The 26,776-nt window shown below is 47.6% G+C and carries 20 protein-coding genes and 1 tRNA gene; 15 read left to right on the plus strand and 6 right to left on the minus strand.

Annotated features, from left to right (window positions below):
• The first annotated feature begins 158 nt into the window (after positions 1-158).
• The 7 genes from HPS54_RS10275 (at position 159) to HPS54_RS10305 (ending at position 9,824) form a co-directional block, all read left to right on the plus strand.
• A complete protein-coding gene (locus HPS54_RS10275; RefSeq protein ID WP_287229282.1) occupies positions 159-731 on the plus strand; it encodes an MFS transporter in 573 nt (190 codons plus the stop codon).
• A gap of 107 nt (positions 732-838) precedes the next feature.
• On the plus strand, positions 839-1,132 hold the full coding sequence (locus tag HPS54_RS10280; RefSeq protein WP_172345367.1) for a hypothetical protein: 294 nt from the start codon (positions 839-841) through the stop codon (positions 1,130-1,132).
• A 19-nt stretch (positions 1,133-1,151) separates the two neighbouring features.
• Positions 1,152-4,325: a SusC/RagA family TonB-linked outer membrane protein gene (locus tag HPS54_RS10285; RefSeq protein ID WP_172345392.1), complete on the plus strand. Its 3,174-nt coding sequence runs from the start codon at positions 1,152-1,154 to the stop codon at positions 4,323-4,325.
• 41 nt (positions 4,326-4,366) lie between these two features.
• Positions 4,367-6,103 (plus strand): SusD/RagB family nutrient-binding outer membrane lipoprotein, encoded by a 1,737-nt coding sequence (locus HPS54_RS10290; RefSeq protein ID WP_172345368.1) that lies wholly within the window; start codon positions 4,367-4,369, stop codon positions 6,101-6,103.
• Positions 6,104-6,136: 33 nt separating this feature from the next.
• On the plus strand, positions 6,137-7,129 hold the full coding sequence (locus HPS54_RS10295; protein WP_172345369.1) for a hypothetical protein: 993 nt from the start codon (positions 6,137-6,139) through the stop codon (positions 7,127-7,129).
• Positions 7,130-7,218: 89 nt separating this feature from the next.
• The gene (locus tag HPS54_RS10300; RefSeq protein ID WP_172345393.1) at positions 7,219-9,477 is read left to right on the plus strand and encodes a glycoside hydrolase family 3 N-terminal domain-containing protein; all 2,259 of its coding nucleotides are present in this window, start codon (positions 7,219-7,221) and stop codon (positions 9,475-9,477) included.
• Between the two features lie 167 nt (positions 9,478-9,644).
• Positions 9,645-9,824, plus strand: coding sequence for a hypothetical protein (locus HPS54_RS10305; protein WP_172345370.1), 180 nt, complete (start codon positions 9,645-9,647; stop codon positions 9,822-9,824).
• A gap of 172 nt (positions 9,825-9,996) precedes the next feature.
• On the opposite strand, the gene HPS54_RS10310 is transcribed toward HPS54_RS10305, so the two are convergent.
• Positions 9,997-11,313, minus strand: a complete 1,317-nt coding sequence (locus HPS54_RS10310; protein ID WP_172345371.1) for a DUF1593 domain-containing protein — start codon at positions 11,311-11,313, stop codon at positions 9,997-9,999.
• A gap of 360 nt (positions 11,314-11,673) precedes the next feature.
• Here HPS54_RS10310 and HPS54_RS10315 point away from each other — a divergent pair, with 360 nt between their 5' ends.
• Entirely contained in the window at positions 11,674-13,071 is a 1,398-nt protein-coding gene (locus HPS54_RS10315) for a DUF4419 domain-containing protein (RefSeq protein WP_172345372.1), read from the plus strand.
• A gap of 389 nt (positions 13,072-13,460) precedes the next feature.
• On the opposite strand, the gene HPS54_RS10320 is transcribed toward HPS54_RS10315, so the two are convergent.
• The 4 genes from HPS54_RS10320 to HPS54_RS10335 all read right to left on the minus strand — a co-directional run bounded on the left by HPS54_RS10320 (position 13,461) and on the right by HPS54_RS10335 (position 17,649).
• A complete protein-coding gene (locus tag HPS54_RS10320) occupies positions 13,461-15,191 on the minus strand; it encodes an acyl-CoA dehydrogenase family protein (RefSeq protein ID WP_172345373.1) in 1,731 nt (576 codons plus the stop codon).
• 45 nt (positions 15,192-15,236) lie between these two features.
• Entirely contained in the window at positions 15,237-16,259 is a 1,023-nt protein-coding gene (locus HPS54_RS10325; RefSeq protein WP_172345374.1) for an electron transfer flavoprotein subunit alpha/FixB family protein, read from the minus strand.
• 68 nt (positions 16,260-16,327) lie between these two features.
• The gene (locus HPS54_RS10330; protein WP_172345375.1) at positions 16,328-16,702 is read right to left on the minus strand and encodes a four helix bundle protein; all 375 of its coding nucleotides are present in this window, start codon (positions 16,700-16,702) and stop codon (positions 16,328-16,330) included.
• A gap of 77 nt (positions 16,703-16,779) precedes the next feature.
• The gene (locus HPS54_RS10335) at positions 16,780-17,649 is read right to left on the minus strand and encodes an electron transfer flavoprotein subunit beta/FixA family protein (RefSeq protein ID WP_172345376.1); all 870 of its coding nucleotides are present in this window, start codon (positions 17,647-17,649) and stop codon (positions 16,780-16,782) included.
• 790 nt (positions 17,650-18,439) lie between these two features.
• Between HPS54_RS10335 and dnaG the strand changes: the two genes are divergently transcribed.
• The 4 genes from dnaG to HPS54_RS10355 all read left to right on the plus strand — a co-directional run bounded on the left by dnaG (position 18,440) and on the right by HPS54_RS10355 (position 22,978).
• On the plus strand, positions 18,440-20,374 hold the full coding sequence (dnaG, locus tag HPS54_RS10340) for a DNA primase (RefSeq protein ID WP_172345377.1): 1,935 nt from the start codon (positions 18,440-18,442) through the stop codon (positions 20,372-20,374).
• Positions 20,375-20,377: 3 nt separating this feature from the next.
• Positions 20,378-21,802, plus strand: coding sequence for a cardiolipin synthase (gene cls / locus HPS54_RS10345; protein ID WP_172345378.1), 1,425 nt, complete (start codon positions 20,378-20,380; stop codon positions 21,800-21,802).
• A 109-nt stretch (positions 21,803-21,911) separates the two neighbouring features.
• Positions 21,912-22,391 carry an RNA polymerase sigma factor gene (locus HPS54_RS10350; RefSeq protein WP_172345379.1) on the plus strand — a complete coding sequence of 160 codons (480 nt, stop codon included), beginning with the start codon at positions 21,912-21,914 and terminating at the stop codon, positions 22,389-22,391.
• A gap of 11 nt (positions 22,392-22,402) precedes the next feature.
• Complete coding sequence (locus HPS54_RS10355; RefSeq protein WP_172345380.1) at positions 22,403-22,978, plus strand: hypothetical protein; 576 nt, start codon at positions 22,403-22,405, stop codon at positions 22,976-22,978.
• 48 nt (positions 22,979-23,026) lie between these two features.
• On the opposite strand, the gene HPS54_RS10360 is transcribed toward HPS54_RS10355, so the two are convergent.
• A tRNA-Gln gene (locus HPS54_RS10360) sits at positions 23,027-23,097 on the minus strand.
• A 173-nt stretch (positions 23,098-23,270) separates the two neighbouring features.
• On the opposite strand from HPS54_RS10360, the gene rsfS reads away from it, so the two are divergent.
• The 3 genes from rsfS (at position 23,271) to HPS54_RS10375 (ending at position 26,640) form a co-directional block, all read left to right on the plus strand.
• A complete protein-coding gene (rsfS, locus tag HPS54_RS10365; RefSeq protein ID WP_172345381.1) occupies positions 23,271-23,630 on the plus strand; it encodes a ribosome silencing factor in 360 nt (119 codons plus the stop codon).
• Positions 23,631-23,764: 134 nt separating this feature from the next.
• Positions 23,765-25,756 carry an ATP-dependent zinc metalloprotease FtsH gene (gene ftsH / locus HPS54_RS10370; RefSeq protein WP_172345382.1) on the plus strand — a complete coding sequence of 664 codons (1,992 nt, stop codon included), beginning with the start codon at positions 23,765-23,767 and terminating at the stop codon, positions 25,754-25,756.
• A gap of 14 nt (positions 25,757-25,770) precedes the next feature.
• Positions 25,771-26,640 (plus strand): phosphatidate cytidylyltransferase, encoded by an 870-nt coding sequence (locus tag HPS54_RS10375; protein WP_172345383.1) that lies wholly within the window; start codon positions 25,771-25,773, stop codon positions 26,638-26,640.
• The last annotated feature ends 136 nt before the right edge of the window (positions 26,641-26,776 follow it).

A 26,776-nucleotide genomic window follows, 5' to 3' on the forward strand; every position in this document is an offset into this window, starting at 1 on the left:
TTTGTTATAGGCGGCAAAGGTATCAAATGAAATCGTCGTGAAATCGTCGCGCTCGAAAAATCTCTGTAACTAACTAAATTTCAAACATTTCAAAGAACTATTTTGGATTTTAATGGGACAGCAATGATTTTAAATATTATATTGGTGCAGATACATCCATTGACCTTGGTTTTGCCTCTTTCTTTTTCTTTGCCGGTCTTTTTCTTGCAATAGGTGAGGTTTGCAATATGGTGGGTGTGGTATTGGCTATGCCGTTGAGCAAGCGTTTGGGAAAGAAGACGACATTCCTGTTCTCGTCTGTTATGATGGGCATATTGAGCATAGCATTCTTCTATTTGCCTGTTACTAATAGCGGCTTTGTCTGCATGTTGCTTTTACAGATTGTTATCAGCATTTTCACGGGGGTTGTCAGTCCGTTGGTATGGAGTATGTATGCCGATGTTGCAGATTACTCTTATTATAAGCATGGCACGGCATCCACTGCCCTTATTTTCTCGTCCGGTTCCATGGCTCAGAAGTTTGGTGGTGCCATTGCCGGTTCGGCGGTGTTGGTGCTTTTCAGTGCTTTCGGTCTTCAACCCAATGCAGTCAATCAGACAGCAGATGCCATTTGTGGTATGAAACTTGCCATGAGTTACATTCCTGCTGCCATTTCTGTATTGATGGTGGTACTCATGTTTGTTTATCCGCTCACTACCGAGAAAATCAGAGAGATGAAAACTTCGTGGTAATTAAATGATATCAAATTATATTATAGAACCATTAATCAATAGTATATCATATATATGACAATTTTAACCATTGACATCTGAAATCGTTAATAATCAAATAAAATACAATGAAACAATTCTTTACAAAAATTCTTGTGGCAATAGCCACGTTCTGTCCTTTTACGGCTTCGGCAGAGACAGTTGTGTTTGCAGAAGCCATTAATGATTGGGGAAAGCGCTTTGAAATCCCCTTTACAGACTGGGCGTCAGTTCCGGCTGGTGCTGTGATGCATGTCACCGGCAGTATGATTGCCGGTGCCGAGTATGCCGTTTCCCATCTTCTTGATGTCTCTTGGATACAGATGAAGAGTGACCAAAAGAAGGGTTTTATCATAGAGAACGGTAAGAAAATTATTTATTAACTTAATAATCACATCAATGATGAATTATCGAAAACTATTGTTGTGCCTGTTTGGAGCAGGTATGATGTTGATGCCGGGCGAAGCCCTTGCTTCTCTTGGTACGGAGACCGGAGTTATGGCCGGACCTTCGCAGCAGACAGTGAAAGGTAAAGTCTCTGACGCGCAGGGATCGGTCATCGGCGCAACGGTCAAAGTGGTAGGCTCGTCTGCCGGTGCAATAACCGATTTGGACGGAAACTTCTCACTTCAGTGCAATGTGGGTGATGTTCTTGAAATCAGCTATGTGGGTTATAAGACACGTAGAGTGAAAGCGTTGCCCTCAATGAATATTGTCCTCGAAGAAGACGGTAAAGTTTTGGGCGATGTTGTTGTGACAGCCTTGGGCATAAAACGCGACCGTAAGGCATTGGGTTACGGCGTGTCGGAAGTCAAAGGCGATGAACTTACGAAGGCAAAGGAGACCAATGTCATAAACTCGCTCAGCGGTAAGGTGGCAGGTCTTGTAGTGCAGCAGACGGCTGGAGGTGCATCCGGTTCCACGCGTGTATTACTGCGTGGTAACACGGAAATGACAGGTAATAATCAACCTCTTTATGTCATCGACGGTGTGCCGTTGGACAATACAAATTTCGGTAGCGCAGGTCTGGCTGGGGGCTACGACCTCGGCGACGGTATCTCGGCAATCAACCCTGATGATATCGAGACCATGACGGTGCTCAAAGGTCCGGCTGCTTCGGCACTGTACGGTAGCCGCGCATCTCACGGTGTTATTCTCATAACGACGAAGAAAGCCGAGAAAGAGAGGGTGAGCGTTGAGTACAATGGCTCGTTCACCGTAGATACGCAGCTTGCGAAATGGGACGATGTGCAGTCGGTATATGGTATGGGAAACGGTGGTCAGTATTTAGACACCGCTTCATCAGGTACAAACATGAGTTGGGGACCTAAGGCCGACAATTACGAGGTTGAATATTTCGACGGCGTAAAACGTCCGTTCCAGATATGGCCAAACAATGTTGAAGACTTCTTTCGTACAGGTTTCACGACACAGAACACGGCTATTCTTTCCGTAAATTCCGGCAAGACAGGCGTGCGCTTCTCGGCAACCGACATGCGTAATCGCGACATTCTGCCTAACACAAAGATGAGCCGCGACAACTTCAACTTGCGCGTTAACACCTCGGCAGGTCCCGTAGACTTCGACTTTACTGCCAATTATACTTGTGAGGATGTAAAGAACCGTCCCGCCTTAGGCGATTCGAAGAGCAATGTCGGTAAGAACCTCATGACCTTGGCAAGCACATACAATCAGGCATGGCTTAAACACTATCAGACTGAAACCGGAGATTATGCGAACTGGAACGGTAACGATCAGTACAACAAAAACCCGTATTGGGATTTGTACAAGAACGTCAACACCACCAAGAAAGATGTGTTCCGTCTCACCGCAAAGGCTATTTGGAACATCGACAAGCACCTCAAACTGCAAGGAACGGTAGGTACTGACATCAACAACATGGAGTTTGAGGACTTCATCTGCCGTACTACGCCGGGTACTGCTCCGGGTAAACTGACCAATCAGATATTCAACAACCGTACTCTCAATGCCGAACTGCTTGCCCTCTACAACAACAATTGGGGCGATTTCGATTTCAATGCCACTGTCGGAGGCAACATTTTTAAGGTTAATAACATGACTACCACGCTTACGGGACTTAACCAGCAGATGAAGGACATGGTTTCTATAATGAACTATAGTGAGCAAAACATTCGCCGTGATCCTTATCGCAAGCAGATAAACTCTTTGTTTGGAAGTGCAAGCGTAGGCTATCGTCACACTTATTATCTCGAAGGTACGTTGCGCGGTGACAAGTCTTCCACGCTGCCTATAAAGAACAACACATATCTCTATCCGTCTGTTTCGACAAGTATAGTGTTCTCGGAATTCATCGAGAACAAGAAGATAATAAACTACGGTAAGGTACGTGCATCGTGGGCAAAGGTGGGTAGTGATACAGATCCTTACCAACTCGATCTTGGATATACCACTGCTAAATATTCCTATCCGGGCTTTACTTTGGGTATGATAAGCAACACGGTGCAGCCCAACAAGGATCTTCGTCCTACCATGACCTCATCTTATGAACTCGGTCTGGAGATGAAGTTCTTCAACAACCGCCTCGGATTGGATGTCACTTACTATGATCAGAACTCCACGGATCAGATCATCCGTCTCGCGTCATCTTCCACGAGTGGTTATGAATCGCGCCTTGTCAATGCCGGAAGCATTCAGAACAGGGGTATAGAGATTGCCCTCAACGGTCGTGTGTTGGCTATTAAAGACTTCGCATGGGACATGGGCGTTAACTTCTCGAAGAATAGTAATAAGGTCAAGTCACTGGTCAACGGTATGGATTATTTCGAGCTTGAAAAGGCTACATGGTGCGGCGTTTCAGTCGGAGCGGAAGTGGGCAAGAACTTCGGTTCTATCATTGGCAAAGATTTCAAACGCACCGCAGACGGTCAGGTGATAATCAACGGCAACACCGGTATGCCTGAAGTGTCCGACAAGACAACTACTATCGGTAATGCATCTTGGGACTGGACAGGCGGTTTCTACAGCACGTTCACATACAAAAACTTCCGTCTTTCCGCGTCATTCGATGTCAAAGTGGGTGCCGACTTGTTCTCGATGTCGATGCGTTCGGCTTACCAGACAGGTAAAGCTGTAGGCACTCTTGCAGGGCGCGAGGAATGGTATGCTTCCGAAGAAGCCCGCAAGGCTGCCGGCATGGGCATTGATGAATGGCGCGCATCTGGCAATTGCAAAGGCTTTATAGCTCCCGGCGTTATCGACAACGGTGACGGAACGTACCGTCCCAACGATATCCCTGTCAATCCTGAAGCCTACTGGAAGAGCGCTGCCGACAGTGCTCCGAGTATGTTCGTATATGACAACTCATACGTGAAATGCCGTGAAATAACTTTCGGCTACACATTCCCTGAGAAGATGTTAGGTAAGTATGTCAAGGGACTCAGCGTGTCGTTTGTGGCCCGTAATCCGTTTATCTTGTATAAGAACATACCGAACATTGATCCGGATTCAGGTTACAACACATCCGGTCTTGGACTTGAGTACGGTTCACTGCCCTCACGTCGAAGCTACGGTCTCAATCTGAACGTCAAGTTCTGAGTGAATAATAAAAGGAAAAACGTAAAATACAAACCGATAAGATGAAAAAGAATATATTTATCCTGCTGTTCTCTGCTTTGGTTATAGGTGGTGTTTTCACTTCTTGCAGTGACAGCTATATGGAAAAAATGAACACCGATGGCTCCAAGTCGAAAGACGGAGACCCCAACACGTTGCTTACCACGACACTGTTGCAAACCTACGGTGACTTTAGCTTCATGGACACTTTCCGCAGTTATATCACCGGTTTCACGCAGCAGTTTGCAGGCGGTTGGAATGTCTCCAATTTTGCAGGCAGCGTACATGCCCAAGACGATCAAAGCTCGAAAGTATGGGATCGCTATTATACAATAGGTATCAAGGACCTGGCAGATGCCATAGCCAACAGTACCGACAAACCCAATCTCAATGCTGTGTTGCGCATACATTATATATATATGATATCCGTTCTTACCGACATTTACGGTGATGTACCGTGTATGGAAGCCGGTCAAGGATATTTGAAAGGCATTCCAAACCCACGTTATGACAAGCAGGAGGACATATATAATTTCTTCTTTACTGAACTGGCGGCTTGTGCAGAACAGCTCGGTACGGGTACGGACCGCATCACAGGTGATGTTACCAGTATGGCAGGAAACCCCGACGCATGGAAGCGTTATGCCAATTCGCTGCGCATGCGTTTCGCAATGCGTATCTCGGATGTAAATCCCCAAAAGGCACAAGAGGAGTTCGAGAAGGCTCTCACGGCTGCCGGCGGTTATATTACCGATGCTGCCGACAATGCCTATATCAAGTATAGTGATAACCCGTTCACGCTTTATGACGGAGCCAATGATCTTGATTTCCGTGTTAATGCTCTCGGTGAAATACTCTATGGACAGGATCCGACGTCTCCCTCTTTCATCTGTTCTACATTCTACAACATGATGAAAGAGACCAATGACCCGCGTCTTCAGCGTATCTGCCGTCACTATATCAATACGAAACGCAGTGAGATTAGAGCCGACTATGAGGGCAATGTGGATGTAACCGACGAGGTTTATGCTTATCTGGACAGGATAGGTGACGTAGTACATCCTTGCAATCCCGGTGCCGCATGGTGGAACAATTGGGTGAATGCTCCTGCCAATTCGGAAATCCCGACATTGGATGCTCTCGTGAAATCCGATCCCGATGCCGGTTATGACAAGAACAACTATCCTGCCCGCATGATGCGTCCTGCCTATTCAATCGACTTCTGTCAGGCTGCGTGCCCCGGCATATTGATAACGTCGGCGGAAACCGAATTCCTGTTGGCTGAGGCAAAGTCGAAAGGCTGGAACGTACCAGGCACAGTTGAAAGTCACTTCGTTGAAGGTATAAAAGCAACAATGCGGATTATGAACAACTATTATCTGAAAAGTAACAAGATAAGTGACGACGAGATTGACAGCTACGTGGCGTCTGTACTTGCATCAGGCAAACTTGATGCCAATCCCCGCGAAGCAATCAACACCCAGGCATGGATGTTGCACCTTACAAATCCTTCCGAGTGTTGGGCTAACCTGCGCCGTTCCGACTATCCTGTGCTTCAGGACCGTAACAAACTTGATAAGTTCCCAAGCGATTTCACCTATGATGACGACAACCTTACCACACCTACGCGTCTGAGATATCCCCAACTGGAGGCTCAGTACAACAGCGCTAATTATAATGAGGCTATTGAACGTCTCGGCGGAACCGACGACTGGCACAAACGTGTTTGGTGGGACGCCAATGAGGGTAATTATAAATAAACCATTGTTAAAAACCATATTAAACTTCATATTATGAAAACTAACATATCAATAAAGAGTCTGTGCAGAACATTGCTGATGCTGATGTCCGTAATGGTGTTCACCGCCTGCTCTTCGGACGATGACCCGATCTTCACGGCAACAGAGAATGATTCGCCGCGCATTCTCAACACTGACATTCCCGAATGGAGTAACGGTGAGCCGGGAACGCTGCTGACGATAAACCGCGATGCCAAATTCAATTTTTCAGTTATCGCCACACCGGTAGATTATACCACGGTGTCGTGGCTTCTCGACGGCGAGAAAATAGCCGAGGGCAATACAATAGACCAGTTTGTTCTGGCTGGCAATTATCTGTTGAAGATTGTTGCTACGACTACTAAGGGTAAGGAGACCTCGCGTACCACACGACTTGTCGTGTTGCCTTGTGAGGGCGATCCTACGCTTGGAAACAATGAGAAAGAACGTTGGCTGGCTCCCGGTGCCGAAGCAGCCATACATGGCAGTAATCTTGAAAAAGTCGCTTCTGTGTCTATGGGCGGCTATGAATGTTCTCAGGTGTCGGTAGTCGGCGATGTGCTTCGTTTTGTCGTTCCTTCCGATGCCGCACTGGGTGACTATCGTCTGGTGCTTAAGGATGCCGAGGGTAACAGTTACGGTGGCGGCAAGATTACAGTGACCACCGATCCTTATCCCGTAAAGGAAGAGACAATATGGGAAGGTTCGTTCAATGTGACATGGGGTACTCCTTTCGACGAGATGAAGACCACAATGATTAACTATTGTAAAGACGGAACAATTCTTCGTGCTTATGTAAGCGGTAACGGTCAGGGTACTGCCACTACTGCATGGTGGAACAACATTCTCACCGGTAAGTCCGATCCGGAACGTGGAGACATCATGATATCCGGCGATCAGATGCTGGAATATGTAATGACGGATTTCTCCATTGAGCTGATGAAACAGCAGGACGGTTTCCTCTTTGTCGGTGACGGCTATACATTGAAACGTATCACAGTTGAATAGTTGACATGATAAGGTTAAAAAGGATTTCTTTCCTTGCTTTTGCGGTTGTCTTTGCTTCTCTCGTAGGAGCGAAGACAACCGCTCTTGCTATGGAAGAGGTCGGTACTTTTCGATCTGCTGTAATCAGGGCAGGTGCTTCTGCCTATTTGGAAAAACGGGTAGATAGCACGTTGTGCCGGCTGACATTGGAAGAAAAAGTAGGACAGATGATGGAGGTTGTCATTGATGTAGTCGGCACTACCAATGCACAAGGTTTATTTGAGATAGACAGTAATAAACTTGATTCACTGTTCTCTTTGTACAAGGTTGGCTCGTTGCTTAATGCTCCGGGTACTGTAGCACCTACGGCACGTCAGTGGGAAAGTTATATGGCGAAGATACAGGAGGCTTCCATGAGAATTCTCGGTATTCCCTGTATCTTTGGTCTTGACCAGAACCATGGCTCGACGTATATACAGGGTGGAACTCTCTTTCCGCAAAATATCAATGTGGCTGCTACCTTTAATCGAGATCTTGCGCGCCGGATGGCTGAGGCTACGGCTTATGAGACACGTGCTGTCAGTGTTCCATGGACGTATAGTCCTACTGTCGATCTTGGACGTGACCCGCGCTGGTCTCGTATGTATGAGAATTTCGGCGAAGACTGTTTGCTTAATGCTGTTATGGGACGTGAGATGGTGTTGGGCTTCCAAGGAGAGAATCCGGATAGCATAGACCGTTGGCACGTGGGAACCTCGCTCAAACATTATCTGGGCTATGGCGTGCCTTTCAGTGGTAAGGATCGTACACCTGCTTATATCGCTCCCGCTGAATTGCGTGAAAAACATTTTGCTCCATTTCTTGCTGCCATTAACGCGGGAGCATTGTCTGTAATGGTTAATTCTGCTTCAGTCAACGGTATGCCGGTACATGCCAACCGTGAGCTGCTTACGACATGGCTCAAGGAAGAGACAGGCTGGGACGGTGTGGTTATTACTGATTGGGCGGATATAAACAATCTCTTTACTCGCGAGATGGTGGCGCACGACAAGAAAGATGCGCTGCAAATGGCTATCAATGCCGGAATAGACATGATAATGGAGCCTTACAATGCCGATGCCTGTGACTTGATTGTCCAACTGGTAAAAGAAGGACGCATACCCGAGAGCCGTATAGACGATGCGGCACGGCGCGTGTTGCGTATGAAATATCGCCTCGGACTTTTTAAATGTCCTGTTCAGAAATTTAAGGACTATCCAAAGTTTGGCGACAAAGAATTTGCAGCCCTTGCGGTGGAGACCGCTGAGCAAGGCATGGTGTTATTGAAGAATGTGGGAGATGTGCTGCCCGTTGCCAAAGGCAAGCGCTTGCTCGTTACAGGACCCAATGCCAACCGGATGCGTTGTCTCAACGGCGGTTGGAGCTACACATGGCAGGGACATCGAACGGATGAATTTGCCTCGCAGTATAACACTATATATGAGGCTTTGGCTGATAAGTTCGGCAAGGACAACGTGAAGCTCTGCCAGGGAGTCACCTATAGTGAAAAGGGTAAGTACTATGAAGAAGATGCACATGACATAGCTTCGGCGGTGGCTGCCGCACAGCAAGCTGACATCATAGTGGCTTGTATAGGCGAGAACTCTTATTGTGAGTCACCGGGTAATCTTTCCGATCTGAACCTTTCTTTTTCACAAAAGAAACTTGTCGAGGCTTTGGCTGCCACGGGCAAGCCGCTGGTGCTGATATTGAACGAAGGGCGCCCGCGGCTGTTGGCAGACATAGAACCTATGGTTGATGCCGTTGTGGATATAATGCTTCCGGGAAACTATGGCGGAGATGCGTTGGCGAATTTGTTGGCGGGCGATGCAAATTTCAGCGGTAAGCTGCCGTTCACTTATCCAAGTGAGATAAATTCGCTTGTCAACTACGATTTCAAGCGCAGTCAGGAGTCAAAGACCATGGCGGGAGCCTACGACTATAATGCCAGGGTTACGCAACAATGGTCCTTTGGCTATGGCAAGAGCTATACTACATTTGAATATAGCCGCCTTTGTGTGGACAAAACAGTGTTCCATGCTGATGATACGCTCACGGTGTCGGTGGACGTGACGAATACGGGACAACGTGAGGGCATGGAGAGCGTATTGCTTTACAGCAGTGACCTTGTGGCAAGTATGGTGCCTGACGGACGTCGTCTTCGTGACTTTGTCAAGGTGAAACTCCAGCCGGGAGAGACAAGAACAGTCAGTTTTCATCTTAAGGCTTCCGATTTGGCTTTTGTGGGCTATGACGGTCGTTGGAGACTTGAACCGGGGGATTTCGTGTTTATGACGGGCGATAGACAACTCCGTGTAACTCTCGAATAATGACAGGTAATGCTGCATTTCCGGCTATACATCCGGCTATACAGAACTAAAGGTACATAAATTTTATATATCGGTGGAAGTCTTTTTCAAAAATATTTCGTAATATTGCACTTGCCGGTTTGCCATGCAATCATTAGACAAACCGGCGGGAAATAATATTTACAACTATGAACAAGATTATAAGATTTATTCTGAAGACGGCATTATTCTTTATCGGACTGCTTTTGGTTTATGTAATGATGGGTAAAGAACTCTGTTGGTCGGATCTGTTCTTTATGGCATTGGGCGCTGCATGCGTGGAAACTATCCTCAGATATCTTGAGGGTATTTATGCCAAAAGAAGATAGAGGAGATAATATAGGGATAAAGGACGACAAAAGATGCATGCTTTGTTGCATATTATAAGACTGTCGTCCTTTATCCTTGTTTTCATTACATCATATTTATAAACCGTTTGTTGGATAATATGTTTTGACAACGGTATACTTGTCTACGATATAGTATTAAAAACAAGAATATCTATTTGTTGATATTCTTTAGCCACGAACATCGTTTGCCCCAGTCCTCGATTATATCTTTACGGAACTTGAATATGGTTGCAGCACCTTGATGTCCGTCGTGAAATAGTGTCGGACCTGTTCTGTCGGACCACCATTGCTTTCCTACAGTGTAGTTTGTGTCAAGATGTTTCCCGGGAAAGGCATTGTCTATTGTAATATAGCCGTTTTGTATAGGGAAGCCTTTTATTTCGGAGGTTATGGAATACGGTTGAGTTCCCGTTTTGTAGGTGCTGTATTTTACAACATAGTTTCCGTTTCCGAGATAATATCCACGCCAATTCTGGTTGGCAATGTTTAAGGTGATACACTCGTCACCAATACTTAGCTTCTTACAAACGGAACCTTTTATGTGCCATTCTATAATAGAATATATTTGCGCCGTGTCCTTTGCCGTGGTTGTATGGTGAAACACATGTCTTGGAGTGTAGTTGTAGCGTTCAAAGCTTCCGCCCCACGAGTCTTTTTCCGGATTGGCAGGGTCGCTGTCCATCATGTACAACAGTGACGGAGTATCTCCGAGCTTAGGCATTCCATGCAGATAATTGTAGAAATCGGCTCCGAGAAAACCGCATCCTTTAACGTAATAGTCGTAGAAACCGCCGTTCCACCGGTCTTTTTGTTTATATTTGGCAATGAAACTGCGATATGTGGAGTTGTTTTCTATCATCCATATATCGGGAAAGTTCTCAATTATATACACATAAGCGTTGATGCCCCATTTCTTGTTTGGTCCTCCAATCCAGTATATACGTATATTGTTTGCAATCTCCGGAGCGTCATGCAACGCCTGTGCTACATCGTCAAGACAACCCCATACGAGGATGTATAAAGGGCGGTCTGAGGCTCTGTTGGCGCAGCGCACAATCCATTCCGATCCCTCTGTTGCCGTGGAATACCCCGCCAGTGGGGCTGCTCCGTGTCTTCCTTGTTTTGTTATCGAACGAAGATATTCGGGTGACGGATAGAAGGCGTTGGGCGTTTTGGCTTCCTTGTTGTGCTCTTTCAGTTTGGGCAGGTCCTGTTCATAAAGGTCAATCATGCGCAGTATCTCGCTCTTGTTGCCGTCTCCAAATGAAGGAGATGAAACAAGTCCTTCGCAATCAAACTCGTTACAGTAAAGCAGATAGTGCATCATCGACTGATTGTCGTCGGGGTCTGTTCCTCCAATGTCCGTACTTATTAGGATGCGGGGCTTTTCTGCAACGGGCTGTTGTGCCGACAGCGGTAACGATAATAATAAGGTGAAAAACGGCAGATACTTTTTTATAATACTCATTTGTATAACTTTATTGATATGAATGTTTATGTTAATTCAAAGCAGTTCCTTTCAAACGACAATGTAATTACATTGCTTTATTTAAAAGACAGGGTGTCCGTGGTATTACTTTTCTGCAAATATACTATAATAAATAGACAAATGTCAATAAAAAACCGATAAACTGTGACATTGTAGTCTGTTTATGCGTATCTTTGTATAAGATAAGCTTTACCTAGGCAATATGAAACAAGTTTCATTGCGCTCGGTTTGCATTATCTTTGTATAAGATAAGCTTCACCTCGGCAATAAGAAACAAGTTTCATTGCACTCGGTTTGTATTATCTTTGTAAAAGAAACATCTTAAACTATAGAAGAGTTATGAAAAAGATTCTAATACTATTGTCTTGCATTGCCATGTTCTTACTGATACAAGCGCAGGAACCCGACCCTCAGTGTAGGATTATAAGCAAGAAGAAAGGAAGTATAACGTTTGCCGTTGACGAGAACTTGCCGGCTCCACAACGTACAAAGTATTGGGATAATGAAGACGGTGACTATATCGCAAAGTATCTTTTGGATAAATACAAAGCCGCAAATGTCGATAGTGGGTACGTCGCATCAAGTTTCAAGGACTGTTCTTTCAAGACAATGGGACAGGATGTTCTGTTCCAATGTATCGTCCAGGCGTATGCAGAACACCGACCGCTTGTTCTTTCTCCCGACATGATATGGCTTCACATCTGCCAGGTATTCAGCCATTATCTCAATAACAACAGCGAGGCGTTGCGCAACAAGTTTGTTGATTACAACGGAAAGATGAGCCTTGTTGTGCAGACAAAGAAATGCCTGTTGCACGAAGAAGCCGACTGGTCGGGAATAATGGAGGACTTTTTAAGGCAGATAAACGAGAACACAAAAGACAGCATAGCAGAAACATTTGTTGCAGACTTTACTACCACCGGACCGGTGGAACGCATCGCATCGGGCATTACGGTGATGGATGTAATGAAGTCTTATTTTGATTATGTCGTGATATATATTGCCTGCGGAATACCCGAGATAACGCTTACAGGCACGTCCGACGACTGGAAACGGGTGCTTGACAAGACCTGTGAGCTTGAGAAGTATGGTATGGAAGAGTGGATAGGCAGAGTTAAGCCCGTGCTTGGCGAGTTCGTGAAAGCGTCGGAAGGGCGTCCTAACAGTAGATTTTGGAAAGACATGGTTACGCTTTACCACCCTGACAGGATGCGCGGCGGACTGTGTTCTTCCGAGAAACCTACCATACTCGACGGCTGGTTCCTGCGTCTCTTCCCCTATAATGAAGACGGCAAGCGTGTAAGAAAGGTGACCAACCTTACAAAGATGCTGCCGGAAATGGTGAAAGTACCGTTCCGTTATATCTCAGTATTCGAGGGTACGACGACAGAAACGCCGATGGAACTGTGGTCCGGTTTTGTCGGAGTAGAGGAAGACAGCACAACGCTTGCCCTGACACCGAAGATCGGTTGGCTTGTGCGCGTGGCTGATACAGACAACGAAATAATACAGGATATGAAGAAAAACCACTTTTCGTTGCGCGTAAAAGAAGTCCCGCCGATACTGTCGAAGATAAAGTATATGAGCAATCTTGAACTCTATTTCATTGACAAAGTGTCCCTGCCGGAGTGGATGGACCGTATACAGATAGACAAGTTCATTATACATGGCAAGATGTCTGATGACGAAAAGGCACAGATAACGGCACGCTTCCCCAATATTGACATAAGACCGTAGCCGGTTGGAGGCAATCTCTTTTTATCATGTTTCGCTGCTGTGACACTCTTGCACGGTAGCGAAACATGTTGTTTACCAAGGCAAACAAATCGTAATATAGCATAAATAATTCTGCGGGTGTGTACATTCTGTCATTACTTGTATTAAATTTACGGCACTAACCAATAACTTATTATTATGAACAGAATGAAAGAAGCGGCTATCATTGCTATCGGCATTATAGGGCTGGGCATGTGTATAAAGAGCGGAATGAGCGACTTTGTCAATAAAGACTGACGCCGCCGGCTGTCATAAAATCATCCGCTATGCACGACATTCACAATGAGATGTCGCTGCATAGCGGATGATTTTTTATTTTACAAGTCTCCTTTTTACAAGGATAATGTTACTTATGCCTCTTCTGCCTCTTTCTCCTGAGCCTTGTAGAACTCGATGTCTTCGGCGCGGAAGTTCTTGATGAAGCAGTGGTGTGCGTTCACCTCTGCTTCTGCATGGCGTACATATACGTTTGCGCTCTTTGCGAACAGCTCGGGTGCACGTGTTGCGTCATCGAGTATGAGGAGCGACATTATCACGTCGGCAGTCATTTCGTAGAGACGACGGGCAAGGAAGTCCTGAACACACTGGTTGTTGGCTTCCTTCACCGTATTGATTGCCTCTTCGAGCTTCTCTACAAGGGCGGCGGTGCGTTCCTTGAGCGGTTGCAATTCGGCAGCAACGGTATTTTCAAGCATCTCCTTGATAATCGAGAGGTATGTACCGTTGGTAATGTAGCGTATTGCAGCTACAACCTGAAGCTGTGTCGTACCCTCGTATATAGAGAAGATACGCGCATCGCGGTAAAGACGCTGGCACTTGTACTCCATGATGAAGCCCGAACCGCCGTGAACGGAGATTGCATCGTATGCGTTCTGGTTGGCATACTCCGAGTTCATACCTTTTGCCAGAGGCGTGAAGGCATCGGCAAGACGTGTGTATCTCTTTAGTTCCTGACGCTCTTCCGGTGTCAGTTTGCGGTCGCGTGCTATGTCTTCAAGACATTTGTAGATGTCAACGTAGCGTGCTGTCTGATACAACAGTGAACGACCGGCATCGAGTTTCGCTTTCATACGCGAAAGCATGTCATATACGGCAGGGAAGTTTATGATCTTCTCTCCGAATTGTGCACGCTCCTTTGCGTATGCCAGAGCCTCGTTGTAAGCCTCCTGCTCTACACCCACCGACTGTGCGGCGATGCCGAGACGGGCACCGTTCATAAGCGCCATGACATACTTGATAAGTCCCATGCGTGTGCTTCCGCACAGTTCGGCTTTGGCGTTCTTGTATGTAAGCTCGCATGTGGGCGACCCGTGTATACCGAGTTTGTGCTCGATATGACGCACGTCTACTCCTCCGTCACGCTTGTCGTAGATGAACATGGAAAGACCGCGACCGTCGTGTGTGCCCTCTTCCGAACGTGCCAGCACAAGGTGGATGTCCGAGTCGCCGTTGGTGATGAAACGCTTTACGCCGTTCAACCGCCAGCAGTTGTTCTCTTCGTCGAACGTAGCCTTGAGCATTACGCGCTGAAGGTCGGAACCGGCATCCGGTTCGGTAAGGTCCATAGACATCGTTTCGCCCGCACAGATGCGCGGAATATACTTTTGGCGCTGCTCCTCGTTACCGAATTCATAAAGAGTGTCGATACAACTCTGTAGGCTCCAGATGTTCTGGAAGCCGGCGTCGGCAGCTGCTATCACTTCAGAAAGCATCGAGAACACTGTGTTGGGCAGGTTCAGTCCGCCGTAGCGGCGCGGCATGCTGATACCCCAAAGACCCGCCTTGCGTGTAACGTCAAGGTTCTCAAAAGTCTTCGAAGCATAAATCATGCGTCCGTTTTCAAGATGCGGTCCTTCAAGGTCCACGTCCTCTGAGTTCGGTGCGATAACGTTTGCGGCGACATCACCGGTTATGTCAAGAACCTTCTTGTAGTTCTCTATGGCATCGTTGTAGTCTACCGGAGCATCGGCATGTTCATCCTTGTCCGCATATCCTTTCTCACGCAGTTCCACCAAACGCTCCATAAGCGGATGACTAAGGTGAAATTCTATTTCGGGATGGTCTGTATAATAATTTGCCATTTATCTGTCTTGTTAAATGTTTGTTACTTTATTATTGTCATGCACTTATTTGCTGTTCTGCTTATAATACTTTATCATCTTCGGCACAACATCCTCCACGGTTCCCACGATTACATAGTCGGCTATCTTGTTGATAGGAGCGTCGGGGTCGCTGTTCACGGATATGATGATGCCCGAGTCCTGCATACCGGCGATGTGCTGTATCTGTCCGCTTATGCCGCAGGCGATATAAACCTTGGGATGAACCGTCACACCTGTCTGTCCTATCTGTCTGTCGTGGTCGAGCCAGCCTGCATCCACAGCTGCACGCGATCCTCCCACTTCGCCGTGAAGTTCCTTGGCAAGCTTGAACAGAAGGTCGAAGCCTTCTTTTGAGCCTACTCCGTAACCGCCGGCAACAACTATCGGCGCACCTTTCAGGTTGTGTTTAGCTTCCTCGACCTGTCGGCTGAGCACCTTTACCACATAAGCGGCGTCAGACACATACTTGCCAACCTCCGGGTAAACCACTTCTTTGCGGCTCTCGCCCTCGTAAACGGCTTTCTGCATCACGCCCGAACGTACTGTCGCCATCTGCGGACGGTGGTCGGGATTGACGATTGTTGCAACGATGTTGCCGCCGAATGCCGGTCGTATCTGATAAAGCAGATTGTCATAGTGATTGCCCGACTTCTTGTCGTCATAGCTTCCTATCTCCAGTTGTGTACAGTCTGCCGTAAGTCCGCTTGTAAGCGATGACGATACACGCGGTCCGAGGTCGCGTCCGATAACGGTTGCTCCCATAAGGCAAATCTGTGGTTTCTCCTCCTTGAAGAGGTTAACGAGTATTTCGGTGTGCGGTGCCGACGTGTAAGGGAACAGTGCCTCGCCGTCGAATACAAACAGCTTGTCCACGCCGTAAGGCAATATTTGGTCCTCAACCGCGCCCTTGATGCCCGTTCCGGCAACAATGGCATGCAGTTCCACACCAAGTTCATTGGCCAGCTTGCGGCCCTTTGTGAGCAGCTCCTGAGATACCTCTTGTACCTTGGTGCCTTCTATCTCGCAATATACAAAAACGTTGTTCATTGTTTTTTTATTTTTTAGGTAAAGAAGATATGAGTAGATATCGGGAAGATATGGGGAGATATGAGACATTAGTCTTTTATGTAGCTATTGCAGACCACCCCTTTTATATATGCGTTTAGCATAAAGCTCGTATTCTGTATTTCAGAGACAAGATTATGAAACGTATTTTCGTCGATATATGTAAGGCCCTTTGACAAAATGCAGTAATATCTGCACTCTTTCAGGCTGCCTTGCGATATATTGAAGAAGCGAAGTTTGTCTGCCTTGCCCAGCTTTTTATACCCTTCGGCGATGTTGGCTGCTATTGACACTGCTGCGCGTTGGAACTGTTGACACAAGCCAAACTTCTCTGTCTCAGGAAAAGTTCTTGTTATCTTGTATATTTTGATAACAAGTTCATGAGCCTTTTGCCAAGCCAATATGTCTTCGAAAGTCCGCGTCATCAGCATTTGTCCCTTATCTTCTTCTATCTTCTTTTATCTTCCTTTATCTCCTTTCAAGTCCCTTTTCTCCTTCTTTTTTATCCGATTATCTTCTCATCAAGAAGTTCTTTCATCATGCACTCTATGTCGCAGTCGCATCCGCTTATCCGTTTGCACTCCTTTGCCTGGAACACGATGTTCTTGACAGCCTTTACCTTTGTGGGCGAACCGCTCAGTCCGCACTGCTGCGGGTCGCCGTCGATGTCGGCTACCGACCATTCGTTGAGTGTCAGATAAGGGCGTTCATCATACAGACCGGCATATTCCATGCCTTCGGTACGCTCCATGGGAACGGTGGCACGCTTGTATTTCATCACAAGTTTTGCGTTGCACGGACGGCATGGCGCCGCACTTCCGTTCACTGTTATCACTATAGGCATCGGTGCTTCCACCATTTCCACACCTCCGTCTATGTGGCGGCGTATGGTCAGTTTCCCGTCCTCACACTTCTCGATTTCCTCTGCATATGTCACCTGAGACAGTCCCAACTTCTGTGCAACCTGCGGTCCCACCTGTGCCGTGTCGCCGTCTATCGCCTGGCGTCCGCCTATAATGACGTCCGCACCGCCTATTTTCTTAATGGCTGTGGCGAGCGCATACGATGTGGCAAGCGTGTCGGCACCGGCAAAAAGGCGGTCGGTGAGCAGCCAGCCCGTGTCGGCACCACGGTAAAGTCCCTGGCGGATAATCTCTGCCGCACGTGGAGGACCCATGGTCAATAAGCCAACTGTCGAACCGGGATTTTGTTCTTTCAGGCGCAGAGCCTGTTCCAAAGCGTTCAAGTCTTCGGGGTTAAAGATTGCAGGCAGGGCCGAGCGGTTGACCGTTCCCTCTGCAGTCATTGCATCTTTTCCGACATTTCTTGTGTCGGGTACTTGCTTTGCAAGCACGATGATTTTCAATTTCATATATTAAAAGTATAATGTAATGTTTTCATAAGCCACCCTCCGGCGACTTTAAATCTCATGAGACATGCCGTCGGATACGGGTTGTTAAGATAGTATATATAATGCAAAAATACACTTTTTTTGTATTGTCACAAAGAAAAAAAGGTTAAAATGCACAATCACCCCTTGTGTTGTGCATTTCCGTGTGGCGTACATGCCGTTGTGCCGGCAATGTTTTTAGATGCCTTCAAGGCAGATATTAACACCCGTTTCCGGAGCGCTTTTAACATTTTCTTGCCCGTCGCAGACCGCGGATTGCCTTTTGCCGGCAAAACATACGAAAAACATCATATTTTGCTCTTTTGTGTGTAATTGTTTGTATATCAGTTGGTTATATTTTGAATGCAGCCTTGCCGCCATCACAAGTATATGCCTTCGGATTGTGAAATACGGCATATCACACTGCAAAACACGGCATATTGCATGCTGAAAGGCGGCATATCACGCCACAAAGTGCCGTGTTTTACACCCCGAAGTGCGCTGTTTCAGCCTCAAAAACCGCCTTTTCGCCTTCTTTAAAGCCCGTCGGCAGTCCTCTTTCCGTGCTTTTTCCGCGTAGAATGAGATTTGCCGCAGTCAATAAAAACGAAATTATTAACAACCCTAAAAGTATATTAAAATGTCTCGTGTTACATTCTTTGTAATATTATGAAGCCTTATCGTCAAATTTATTTTTTACCTTTGTAAGGTGCAAAATCCGCATGTTACTCTTTTTTACACAATAATCTTATAAACAACAGGAAGGCTTGCGATGATAGACAGAGCGACGATAGACCGTATAATGGATGCTGCTGACATTGTGGACGTGGTGTCCGAGTTTGTCTCACTGCGTAAGGTCGGAGCCAATTACAAGGGGCTTTGCCCTTTCCACGACGACACCACGCCGTCGTTCTATGTGTCGCCGTCGCGCGGTATCTGCCACTGTTTCTCGTGCGGAAAGACCACAAATTCGGTGGGATTTGTCATGGAACGCGAGCAGATGACCTATCCCGAGGCACTGCGCTGGCTGGCAAACAAATACCATATAGAGATACGCGAGCGGGAACTCTCCGATGAAGAGAAGCGCGAACAGAACGACCGCGAGAGCATGTTCATTGTAAACGAGTGGGCGGCAGACTATTTCAGCGATGTGCTTCTTAACGATGTGGACGGGCGAGCCGTGGGCATGCAGTATTTCCGCAGCCGCGGTTTCCGTGACGATATCATACAAAAGTTTCGTCTGGGCTTTGCCCTTCCCTCGCGGACGGCAATGTCAAATACAGCCACATTAAAAGGTTATAAAGAAGAATATCTTGTAAAGACGGGACTTTGCTACCGTCGCGACGGCGGCGAACTGTCCGACCGCTATGCCGGAAGAGTGATATTCCCGTGGATAAACGTCAGCGGAAAGGTGTGTGCCTTCGGCGGACGTCTGCTCGATTCGCGTACCAAGGGCGTGCAGCAGAAGTATGTCAACTCGCCCGACTCCGACATATATCATAAGGAACGCGAGCTTTACGGCATATATCAGGCAAAGAGAGCGATAGCCAAGGAAGACCTTGTATATATGGTAGAGGGATATACCGACGTAATATCTATGCACCAGTGCGGTATAGAGAATGTCGTGGCAAACTCCGGAACGGCGCTCAGTGTTCACCAGATACGCATACTGAGACGCTTCACCGCCAACATAGTTTTGCTTTACGACGGCGATGCGGCGGGCATACATGCCGCCATGCGCGGCACCGACATGTTGCTTGCCGAGGGCATGAACGTCAAGGTGCTGCTGCTGCCCGACGGCGAAGACCCGGACAGCTTTGCGCGCAACCACTCGGCATCGGGCTTCCGCGAATATATAGAAGAGCATCAGACCGATTTCATAGAGTTCAAGACAAACATCATGCTGCGCGGTGTCACCGACCCGATAAAGCGTTCGGAGGCGATAAACAGCATCGTCAAGAGCGTGTCGGTGATAAACGACCAGATTGTACGCGCCACATATATTAAAGATTGCGCCCACCGTCTAGGCATAAACGAGGCGACGCTCATTAGCACGATGAACAAGTTCATACGCAGCGGAAAGGAGGAAAAACGCAAGGAGACGGCACGCGAAGAGGCACGCACTGCCGACAAGCCGCAGGAACCTCTGCGCCCTGCCACGCCCGACGTGCAGGCATCAAAGGTGGAATATATGCTGGTGCAGGCGGTTGTAAGACACGGAGAGATGACGATATACCGCAATGTGGAGACCGAAGACGGCGGGACAACCGACCTTAATGTGGCGCAATACATAAGCTATGACCTCGGTGCCGACGGACTTTCGTTCCACTCCGAAGAGTACAACCGCATACTGGCGGAGGCAGTGGAGCACAGTGCCGATGCCGACTTCAAGGCAGAGGCTTACTTCACACGTCATCCAGATATCGGAATAAGCACCATTGCGGCGGAGATGGCAGCCGATCGTTTCCAGTTGAGCAAGAGTATGCAGGTGCAGGAAGACGAGGACAGCCTGCGCAACAGAGTGGTTCACATGGTGCTCGACTTCCGCATGGACTATGTCAAGACACGTCTCGGCAGGCTGCGCGAAGAAATGGCGCTTGCCGCCAGCGACATGGAGAAGCTGATGCCGCTGATGAAGGAATACACGGAGGTTCAGAACCTTAGAAACCGCATAGCTAAGGAACTGGGAAACGAAATAATAGTATGACGTATGGTATACATTCACTGGCTGACATATCTTATATATATAGTGGTGACGGTGTCTGCCATTGTGGCGGTGCTTATGGACCACCGCCAGCCCGCCAAGACCGTGGCGTGGATAATGGCGCTGATATTCCTGCCGGTGATAGGTATTGTGCTTTATTTCTTCTTTGGACAGAACACACGACGTGAAAGGTATCTCAGCGAGCACAACATAGATCTGCTGACAAAAAGCTCGGTATTGGAGTTTGTTGAACAGAAAAACCTGTACGTGCCGGAGACCCACCGTTCTCTGATAAACCTTTTTACCAACCGCAGTTGGGCGTTGCCCTTCAAAGACAACGCCACCGACATATATACCGACGGCTACGGATATTTCCATTCGTTGCTGAGAGAGATAGCCGGAGCGCGCCACCACATACATCTCGACACGTATATTTTTGAAGACGATCCGTTGGGAAATCTCGTTGCAGACGCTCTTATGGACAAGGCACGCGACGGGGTGGAGGTGCGCGTGATATACGACGACGTGGGATGCTGGAACGTGGACAACCGTTTCTTCGACCGCATGCAGGAGGCGGGGATAGAGGTATATCCCTTTATGCCCGTACGTTTCCCGGCTTTCACAAGCAAGGTGAACTACCGCAATCACCGCAAACTGTGCGTGATAGACGGCAGGGTGGCGTTTATCGGCGGCATGAACATAGCCATGCGCTACATCAAAGGCACCGGTTCGCAGCCGTGGCGCGACACCCATCTGCGCATAGAGGGCAACGCCGTATATGGTGTTCAGCGCGCTTTCATGGTAGACTGGTGCTTTGTCTCGGGCACGCTCATCACCGACAGGTGCTACTATCCGGAACTTAAAGGAGCGCCGGAAAACAACTGTCTCATGCAGGTTGTCACCGACAGCCCTTTCAGCGAGTGGCCCGACATCATGCAGGGCTATGTGCGCATATTGCTCGAGGCACGCAGATATGTCTATATGGAGACACCTTACTTCCTGCCCACCGAGCCTGTAATGTTTGCAATGCGTATCGCCGCGCTTGCCGGTGTGGATGTCCGCATAATGATACCGATGCACGCCGACGCGCGTTTTGTAGAGTGGGCAAGCCGCTCCTACGTGTCGGAGATAGTGGAGTCGGGCGTGAAGGTATATCTTTATAAAGCCGGTTTCAACCACTCCAAGCTGCTCGTATGCGATGATGCTCTGGCTTCGTGCGGCTCTGCCAACGTAGACTTCCGCAGCTTTGAGAACAATTTCGAGGCAAATGTCTTTATATACGACGAGGCGACGGCGCTTCGTCTGAAGAAGGTTTTCATGGACGATGTAGAGCAGTGCGTGCCTATAGAGGATGCCATGAACTACATACGCATACCTTATCTGCAACGTCTGTGGGAGTCGGTTGTCAGACTTCTCTCACCATTGTTGTAGACTTTTCCTTATTAACAAAAGACAAAACAGACATTTTTTCCTATTTTCTTGTAGTTTTTCGAACTGTTCTGCGTCTAACGTGCAGAGATTAATCAACAGAACAGACATCATGAATGTATCAGAAACAGAATTTGCGCAGATTGCAAGAACACACAAGAGCATAATCTATACCGTATGCTATATGTTCTCCAAAAATGCCGACGAGGTTGCCGACCTGTTTCAGGAAACGCTTGCAAACATTTGGAGCGGACTTCCTGGATTTAACGGGCAGAGCGACATCAGGACATGGATTTACAGGGTGACACTTAACACATGTATATCCGCCGACAGGAAGAAAAGAAGAGCCGGATGTAATATCCATGACATGGACATTGCTCTTTTTGAGGACAATGACCGTGAGACAAAGCAGATAAACATGCTGCACAAACGGATAAGCAGGCTCCAGCCGTTCGACAGGGCGATAGTGCTGTTGTGGCTCGAGAACATGAGTTACGAAGAGATTGGTGCCGTGGTGGGTATCAGTACCAAGAACGTTTCGGTACGTCTGTTCAGGATTAAGGAAGAATTAAAGAAAATGTCTGACAATTAAAACTGCAAGAAATGGAAACAACAAACGAAATGGAGAATATGCGTCTGCAACTGGACGTGTTGAAAAACAGGCTTGAGAAACAAACCGTAATCAGCGATAATATGATAAGGATGGCGATGAAAGACAAGTCGCACAGGATAAAACTGAAATACCGAATCGTAATGATAATGTGCATCACCATGATTCCATACAACCTGATATTGATGCCCCATATAGGCTTTTCATTGCCTTTCGGCATCGTTACGAGTATCTTTATGCTTATAGCCGGAATATACACCTATTATAATATGAGGGTTTTGGACAGTGCGTTTGACTCTGGCGATAACATGATTGAAGCGGGACTGAAAGTGGCAAAGGCAAAGAAAAGAGACTCAGACTGGCTGAAATATTCCATTCCCACAGTAATACCATGGTTTGTATGGTTCTTGATTGAGACTTTGGAAAAAGACCACGGATACGTAGGAGCCATAGGAGGAACAATCGGCGGACTTGTCGGTGGCATCATGGGCATGCACATGCACTTCAAAATACAGCGCAAATACAAAGAGATAATAGCCCATATAGAAGATATAAAGGATATCCGTTGAGAACGAAAAAAGGCTGTCTGAAACGATTTCAGACAGCCTTTTTCAGTGTTGGGATACTCGGACTCGAACCAAGAATGACAGGACCAGAATCTGTAGTGTTACCATTACACCATATCCCAATATATCTTTTGCAATGTGCTTTACGGCTGATTGCGAGTGCAAAGGTACTATATTTTTTTTTCTTTGCAATAGTTTTTCTTGTTTTTTTCTAAAAAAACTCAAATAAAGAGGTGCTTTTTCGTGGTTTTACGATAAATCAATGTACCTTTGCGCCATAACAACAGCTTATTTAATGGAACAGACAGAAAAGTTAGTTAAGGCAATAATAGAGGGTATACAGGAGAAGAAAGGACGCGGAATAACCGTTGCCGACCTTTCGAAAATTGACGGGGCGATATGCAGCAGATTTGTTATATGCGAGGGAAATTCGCCCTCACAGATAGAGGCTATTGCCGATGCAGTGGGAGAAAGCGCACGGATAAATGCGGGAGAGAAACCCGTGAATGTTGTCGGACTGAGACAGGCGCAGTGGGTAGCGATGGATTATACGGACGTTATAGTTCACATTTTCCTGCCGGAGACAAGGGAGTTCTACAATCTTGAAAATCTCTGGATGGATGCGCCGTTGGTGAATGTTCCGGATCTTGACTGATGTCCCGGTTCATACAATCGTATTTTTAATATTTATTACTTATTTATATAAAGGGCGGATGCCGATATGTGCCGTACCGTTGTTTTAAAGATGACAGCAGGCGACGGGGCGGGCGGATGCCGATATGGAAGAAAATGGAAAAGGATAAGACTCCAAAGATGCCTAAGTTCAACATGAATTGGATTTACGGTCTTGTTATCGTAGGATTGCTTGCGGTATATTTTGCAGGTGGCGACGCCGTAGCCGGAAGTGCGAGCAGACCGGTATCGTATACTGTATTCAAGGAATATGTCAACAAGGGATACGCATCGAGGATTGTTGTCAACAAGGATGAGAGCAAGCTGAAGATGTATGTAAAGCCCGAACACATAAGGACAGTGTTCCGTCAGGGTACCGATCAGACCGGTAAGGAACCTTACGTGAATGTCGAGTTCGGAAGTGTGGAGAATGTGGAGAACTTCATTGACCTGGAACGCAAGGCGGGTAAGTTTGCCGGCGAGTTCACATACGAAAACAAGCAGGGCAACAGTTTCATGAACATACTCATCAGTTTCGGACCTATAATATTCCTTGTGGTTATATGGCTGTTCTTCATGCGCCGCATGGGAGGAGGCTCTGCCGGAGGTTCCGGCGTGTTCAACGTAGGTAAGAGCAAGGCAAAGATGTATGAGAAAGGCGGCGAGCTGAACGTGACATTCAAGGATGTTGCAGGACAGGCGGGTGCCAAGCAGGAGGTGCAGGAAATAGTAGAGTTCCTCAAGAACCCGCAGAAATATACCGAACTTGGCGGTAAGATACCCAAAGGTGCTCTTCTCGTTGGTCCTCCGGGAACGGGAAAGACATTGCTTGCAAAGGCTGTGGCAGGAGAGGCGGGTGTTCCGTTCTTCTCCATGAGCGGTTCGGACTTTGTGGAGATGTTCGTCGGAGTAGGTGCAAGCCGCGTGCGCGACCTGTTCCGCCAGGCAAAGGAGAAGTCACCGTGTATAATATTCATAGACGAGATAGATGCCGTTGGAAGGGCGCGCAGCAAGAATCCGGCAATGGGCGGAAACGACGAACGCGAGAACACGCTGAATGCGCTGCTTACGGAAATGGATGGTTTCGGGACAAACAGCGGCGTGATAATATTGGCTGCGACGAACCGTGCGGACATGCTCGACTCGGCTCTGTTGCGTGCCGGGCGTTTCGACAGGCAGATACATGTGGATCTTCCCGACCTTAACGAGCGTAAGGAGATATTCCTTGTTCATTTGAAGCCGGTGAAGACGGATCCGTCGTTGGATATAGACTTGTTGGCGAGACAGACACCGGGATTTTCAGGAGCGGACATTGCCAACGTGTGCAACGAGGCGGCTCTGATAGCTGCACGTCACGACAAGAAGACTGTAGAGCGTCAGGACTTTCTGGATGCGGTGGACAGGATAATAGGCGGACTGGAGAAGAAGACAAAGGTGATGACGGCTGCCGAGAAACGCACGATAGCCCTGCACGAGGCGGGTCATGCCACGATATCATGGTTCCTGGAACATGCCAATCCGCTGGTTAAGGTGACGATAGTGCCGCGCGGACGTGCTCTCGGTGCCGCATGGTATATGCCGGAGGAAAGGCAGATAACCACAAAGGAGGAGATGCTTGACGAGATGTGTGCCACACTTGGCGGGCGTGCTGCCGAGGAACTGTTTACGGGGCATATATCCACGGGTGCCATGAACGATCTGGAGCGTGTGACAAAGAGTGCATACGGCATGATTGCATACGCCGGAATGAGTGACAGGCTGCCTAATATATGTTACTATAATAATAATGAATATAACTTTCAGCGACCTTATTCGGAAACCACGGCAAAGGTGATGGACGATGAGGTTCTGGAGATGATAAACAGTCAGTATGAGCGTGCAAAGCGATTGCTGACCGAGCATAAGGAGGGACACAACAAACTGGCGCAGCTGCTTATAGAGCGTGAGGTGATATTTGCCGAGGATGTGGAGAATATATTCGGCAAGCGTCAGTGGGTTAGCCGCTCGCAGGAAATAATGAATGAGCAAGAGAGTACTGTCGGTGGAACAGAGGAACATGAAGGCGAAGTGTCAGCAGACAGTGTAGAGGAAACCCGGGAAAAAGAATAGGAGAGGAGCACGATATGTCGGATAAGCAAAGCAAGTTGGGCAACCTGATAGCCAGAAGTATAACGGGAGTGCTGTTTGTGGCAGCCATAGTGACATGTTTTCTTGATGCCTTTGCAATGGAAGTGCTCTTTGCCTTGGTGACGGGACTGACGATGTGGGAATACGGCGGACTTGTAAACGGTGTGAAAGGTGTGACCGTAAACCGTTTTATCGGCACTGTGGCGGGTGTATATCTCTTTCTTGCCGTGGGCGGTTTCTGTAGCGGACTTGTACAGACGGGGGCAGTGTTCATTCCGTATCTGCTCACATTAGTATATCTGTTCGTAAGCGAGCTGTATGCGAAGAACGAGAATGCAGTGAACGATTGGGCATACACCATGCTCGGGCAGATGTATGTGGCGTTGCCGCTGTCGATGATAAATGTGCTGGCGTTCAACGCCGCTGCCGACGGGAGCATACGTTTTAACTATATTATTCCGCTTAGCATATTTGTATTTCTATGGACCAACGACACCGGCGCGTATTGCACGGGTTCGCTGATAGGGCGTCATAAGCTGTTTCCGCGCATAAGTCCGGCAAAGAGTTGGGAAGGCAGCATAGGCGGTGCCGTACTGGTGATGGTTGCCGCATGGATAGTAGGTACATGTGCCGTGGATAACGGTGCCGATGTTCTGACTGTTCCGCAGTGGCTCGGTCTCGGACTTGTCGTGGTGGTGTTCGGCACATGGGGCGACCTTGTCGAGAGCCTTTTTAAGCGGACACTCGGAATAAAAGACAGCGGCACAATACTTCCCGGTCACGGTGGTATGCTGGATAGGTTTGACTCGTCGCTTATGGCAATGCCGGCGGCTGTGGTATATCTATATTCTCTTACATTGTTTTAAGGGTTATAGGCTTGTCTTCTTGTCTTGGTTGTGGCTTTCACGGAATGTGACAGATACATAGCCGTATGACAACCGATATGCAAAGATCATAGACAAAACTTCTTGACAAGTTTTGTTTATGCCTTATTTTTTATTA

This window comes from Xylanibacter caecicola (assembly GCF_013166515.1).
Lineage (GTDB): Bacteria > Bacteroidota > Bacteroidia > Bacteroidales > Bacteroidaceae > Prevotella > Prevotella caecicola.

Excerpts from the sequence above, each read along its gene's own strand:
- HPS54_RS10280 (WP_172345367.1), top strand. The coding sequence starts at position 839 with ATGAAACAATTCTTTACAAAAATTCTTGTGGCAATAGCCACGTTCTGT.
- HPS54_RS10285 (WP_172345392.1), top strand. The coding sequence starts at position 1,152 with ATGAATTATCGAAAACTATTGTTGTGCCTGTTTGGAGCAGGTATGATG.
- HPS54_RS10290 (WP_172345368.1), top strand. The coding sequence starts at position 4,367 with ATGAAAAAGAATATATTTATCCTGCTGTTCTCTGCTTTGGTTATAGGT.
- HPS54_RS10295 (WP_172345369.1), top strand. The coding sequence starts at position 6,137 with ATGAAAACTAACATATCAATAAAGAGTCTGTGCAGAACATTGCTGATG.
- HPS54_RS10300 (WP_172345393.1), top strand. The coding sequence starts at position 7,219 with ATGGAAGAGGTCGGTACTTTTCGATCTGCTGTAATCAGGGCAGGTGCT.
- HPS54_RS10305 (WP_172345370.1), top strand. The coding sequence starts at position 9,645 with ATGAACAAGATTATAAGATTTATTCTGAAGACGGCATTATTCTTTATC.
- HPS54_RS10310 (WP_172345371.1), bottom strand. The coding sequence starts at position 11,313 with ATGAGTATTATAAAAAAGTATCTGCCGTTTTTCACCTTATTATTATCG.
- HPS54_RS10315 (WP_172345372.1), top strand. The coding sequence starts at position 11,674 with ATGAAAAAGATTCTAATACTATTGTCTTGCATTGCCATGTTCTTACTG.
- HPS54_RS10320 (WP_172345373.1), bottom strand. The coding sequence starts at position 15,191 with ATGGCAAATTATTATACAGACCATCCCGAAATAGAATTTCACCTTAGT.
- HPS54_RS10325 (WP_172345374.1), bottom strand. The coding sequence starts at position 16,259 with ATGAACAACGTTTTTGTATATTGCGAGATAGAAGGCACCAAGGTACAA.
- HPS54_RS10330 (WP_172345375.1), bottom strand. The coding sequence starts at position 16,702 with ATGACGCGGACTTTCGAAGACATATTGGCTTGGCAAAAGGCTCATGAA.
- HPS54_RS10335 (WP_172345376.1), bottom strand. The coding sequence starts at position 17,649 with ATGAAATTGAAAATCATCGTGCTTGCAAAGCAAGTACCCGACACAAGA.
- dnaG (WP_172345377.1), top strand. The coding sequence starts at position 18,440 with ATGATAGACAGAGCGACGATAGACCGTATAATGGATGCTGCTGACATT.
- cls (WP_172345378.1), top strand. The coding sequence starts at position 20,378 with ATGGTATACATTCACTGGCTGACATATCTTATATATATAGTGGTGACG.
- HPS54_RS10350 (WP_172345379.1), top strand. The coding sequence starts at position 21,912 with ATGAATGTATCAGAAACAGAATTTGCGCAGATTGCAAGAACACACAAG.
- HPS54_RS10355 (WP_172345380.1), top strand. The coding sequence starts at position 22,403 with ATGGAAACAACAAACGAAATGGAGAATATGCGTCTGCAACTGGACGTG.
- rsfS (WP_172345381.1), top strand. The coding sequence starts at position 23,271 with ATGGAACAGACAGAAAAGTTAGTTAAGGCAATAATAGAGGGTATACAG.
- ftsH (WP_172345382.1), top strand. The coding sequence starts at position 23,765 with ATGGAAAAGGATAAGACTCCAAAGATGCCTAAGTTCAACATGAATTGG.
- HPS54_RS10375 (WP_172345383.1), top strand. The coding sequence starts at position 25,771 with ATGTCGGATAAGCAAAGCAAGTTGGGCAACCTGATAGCCAGAAGTATA.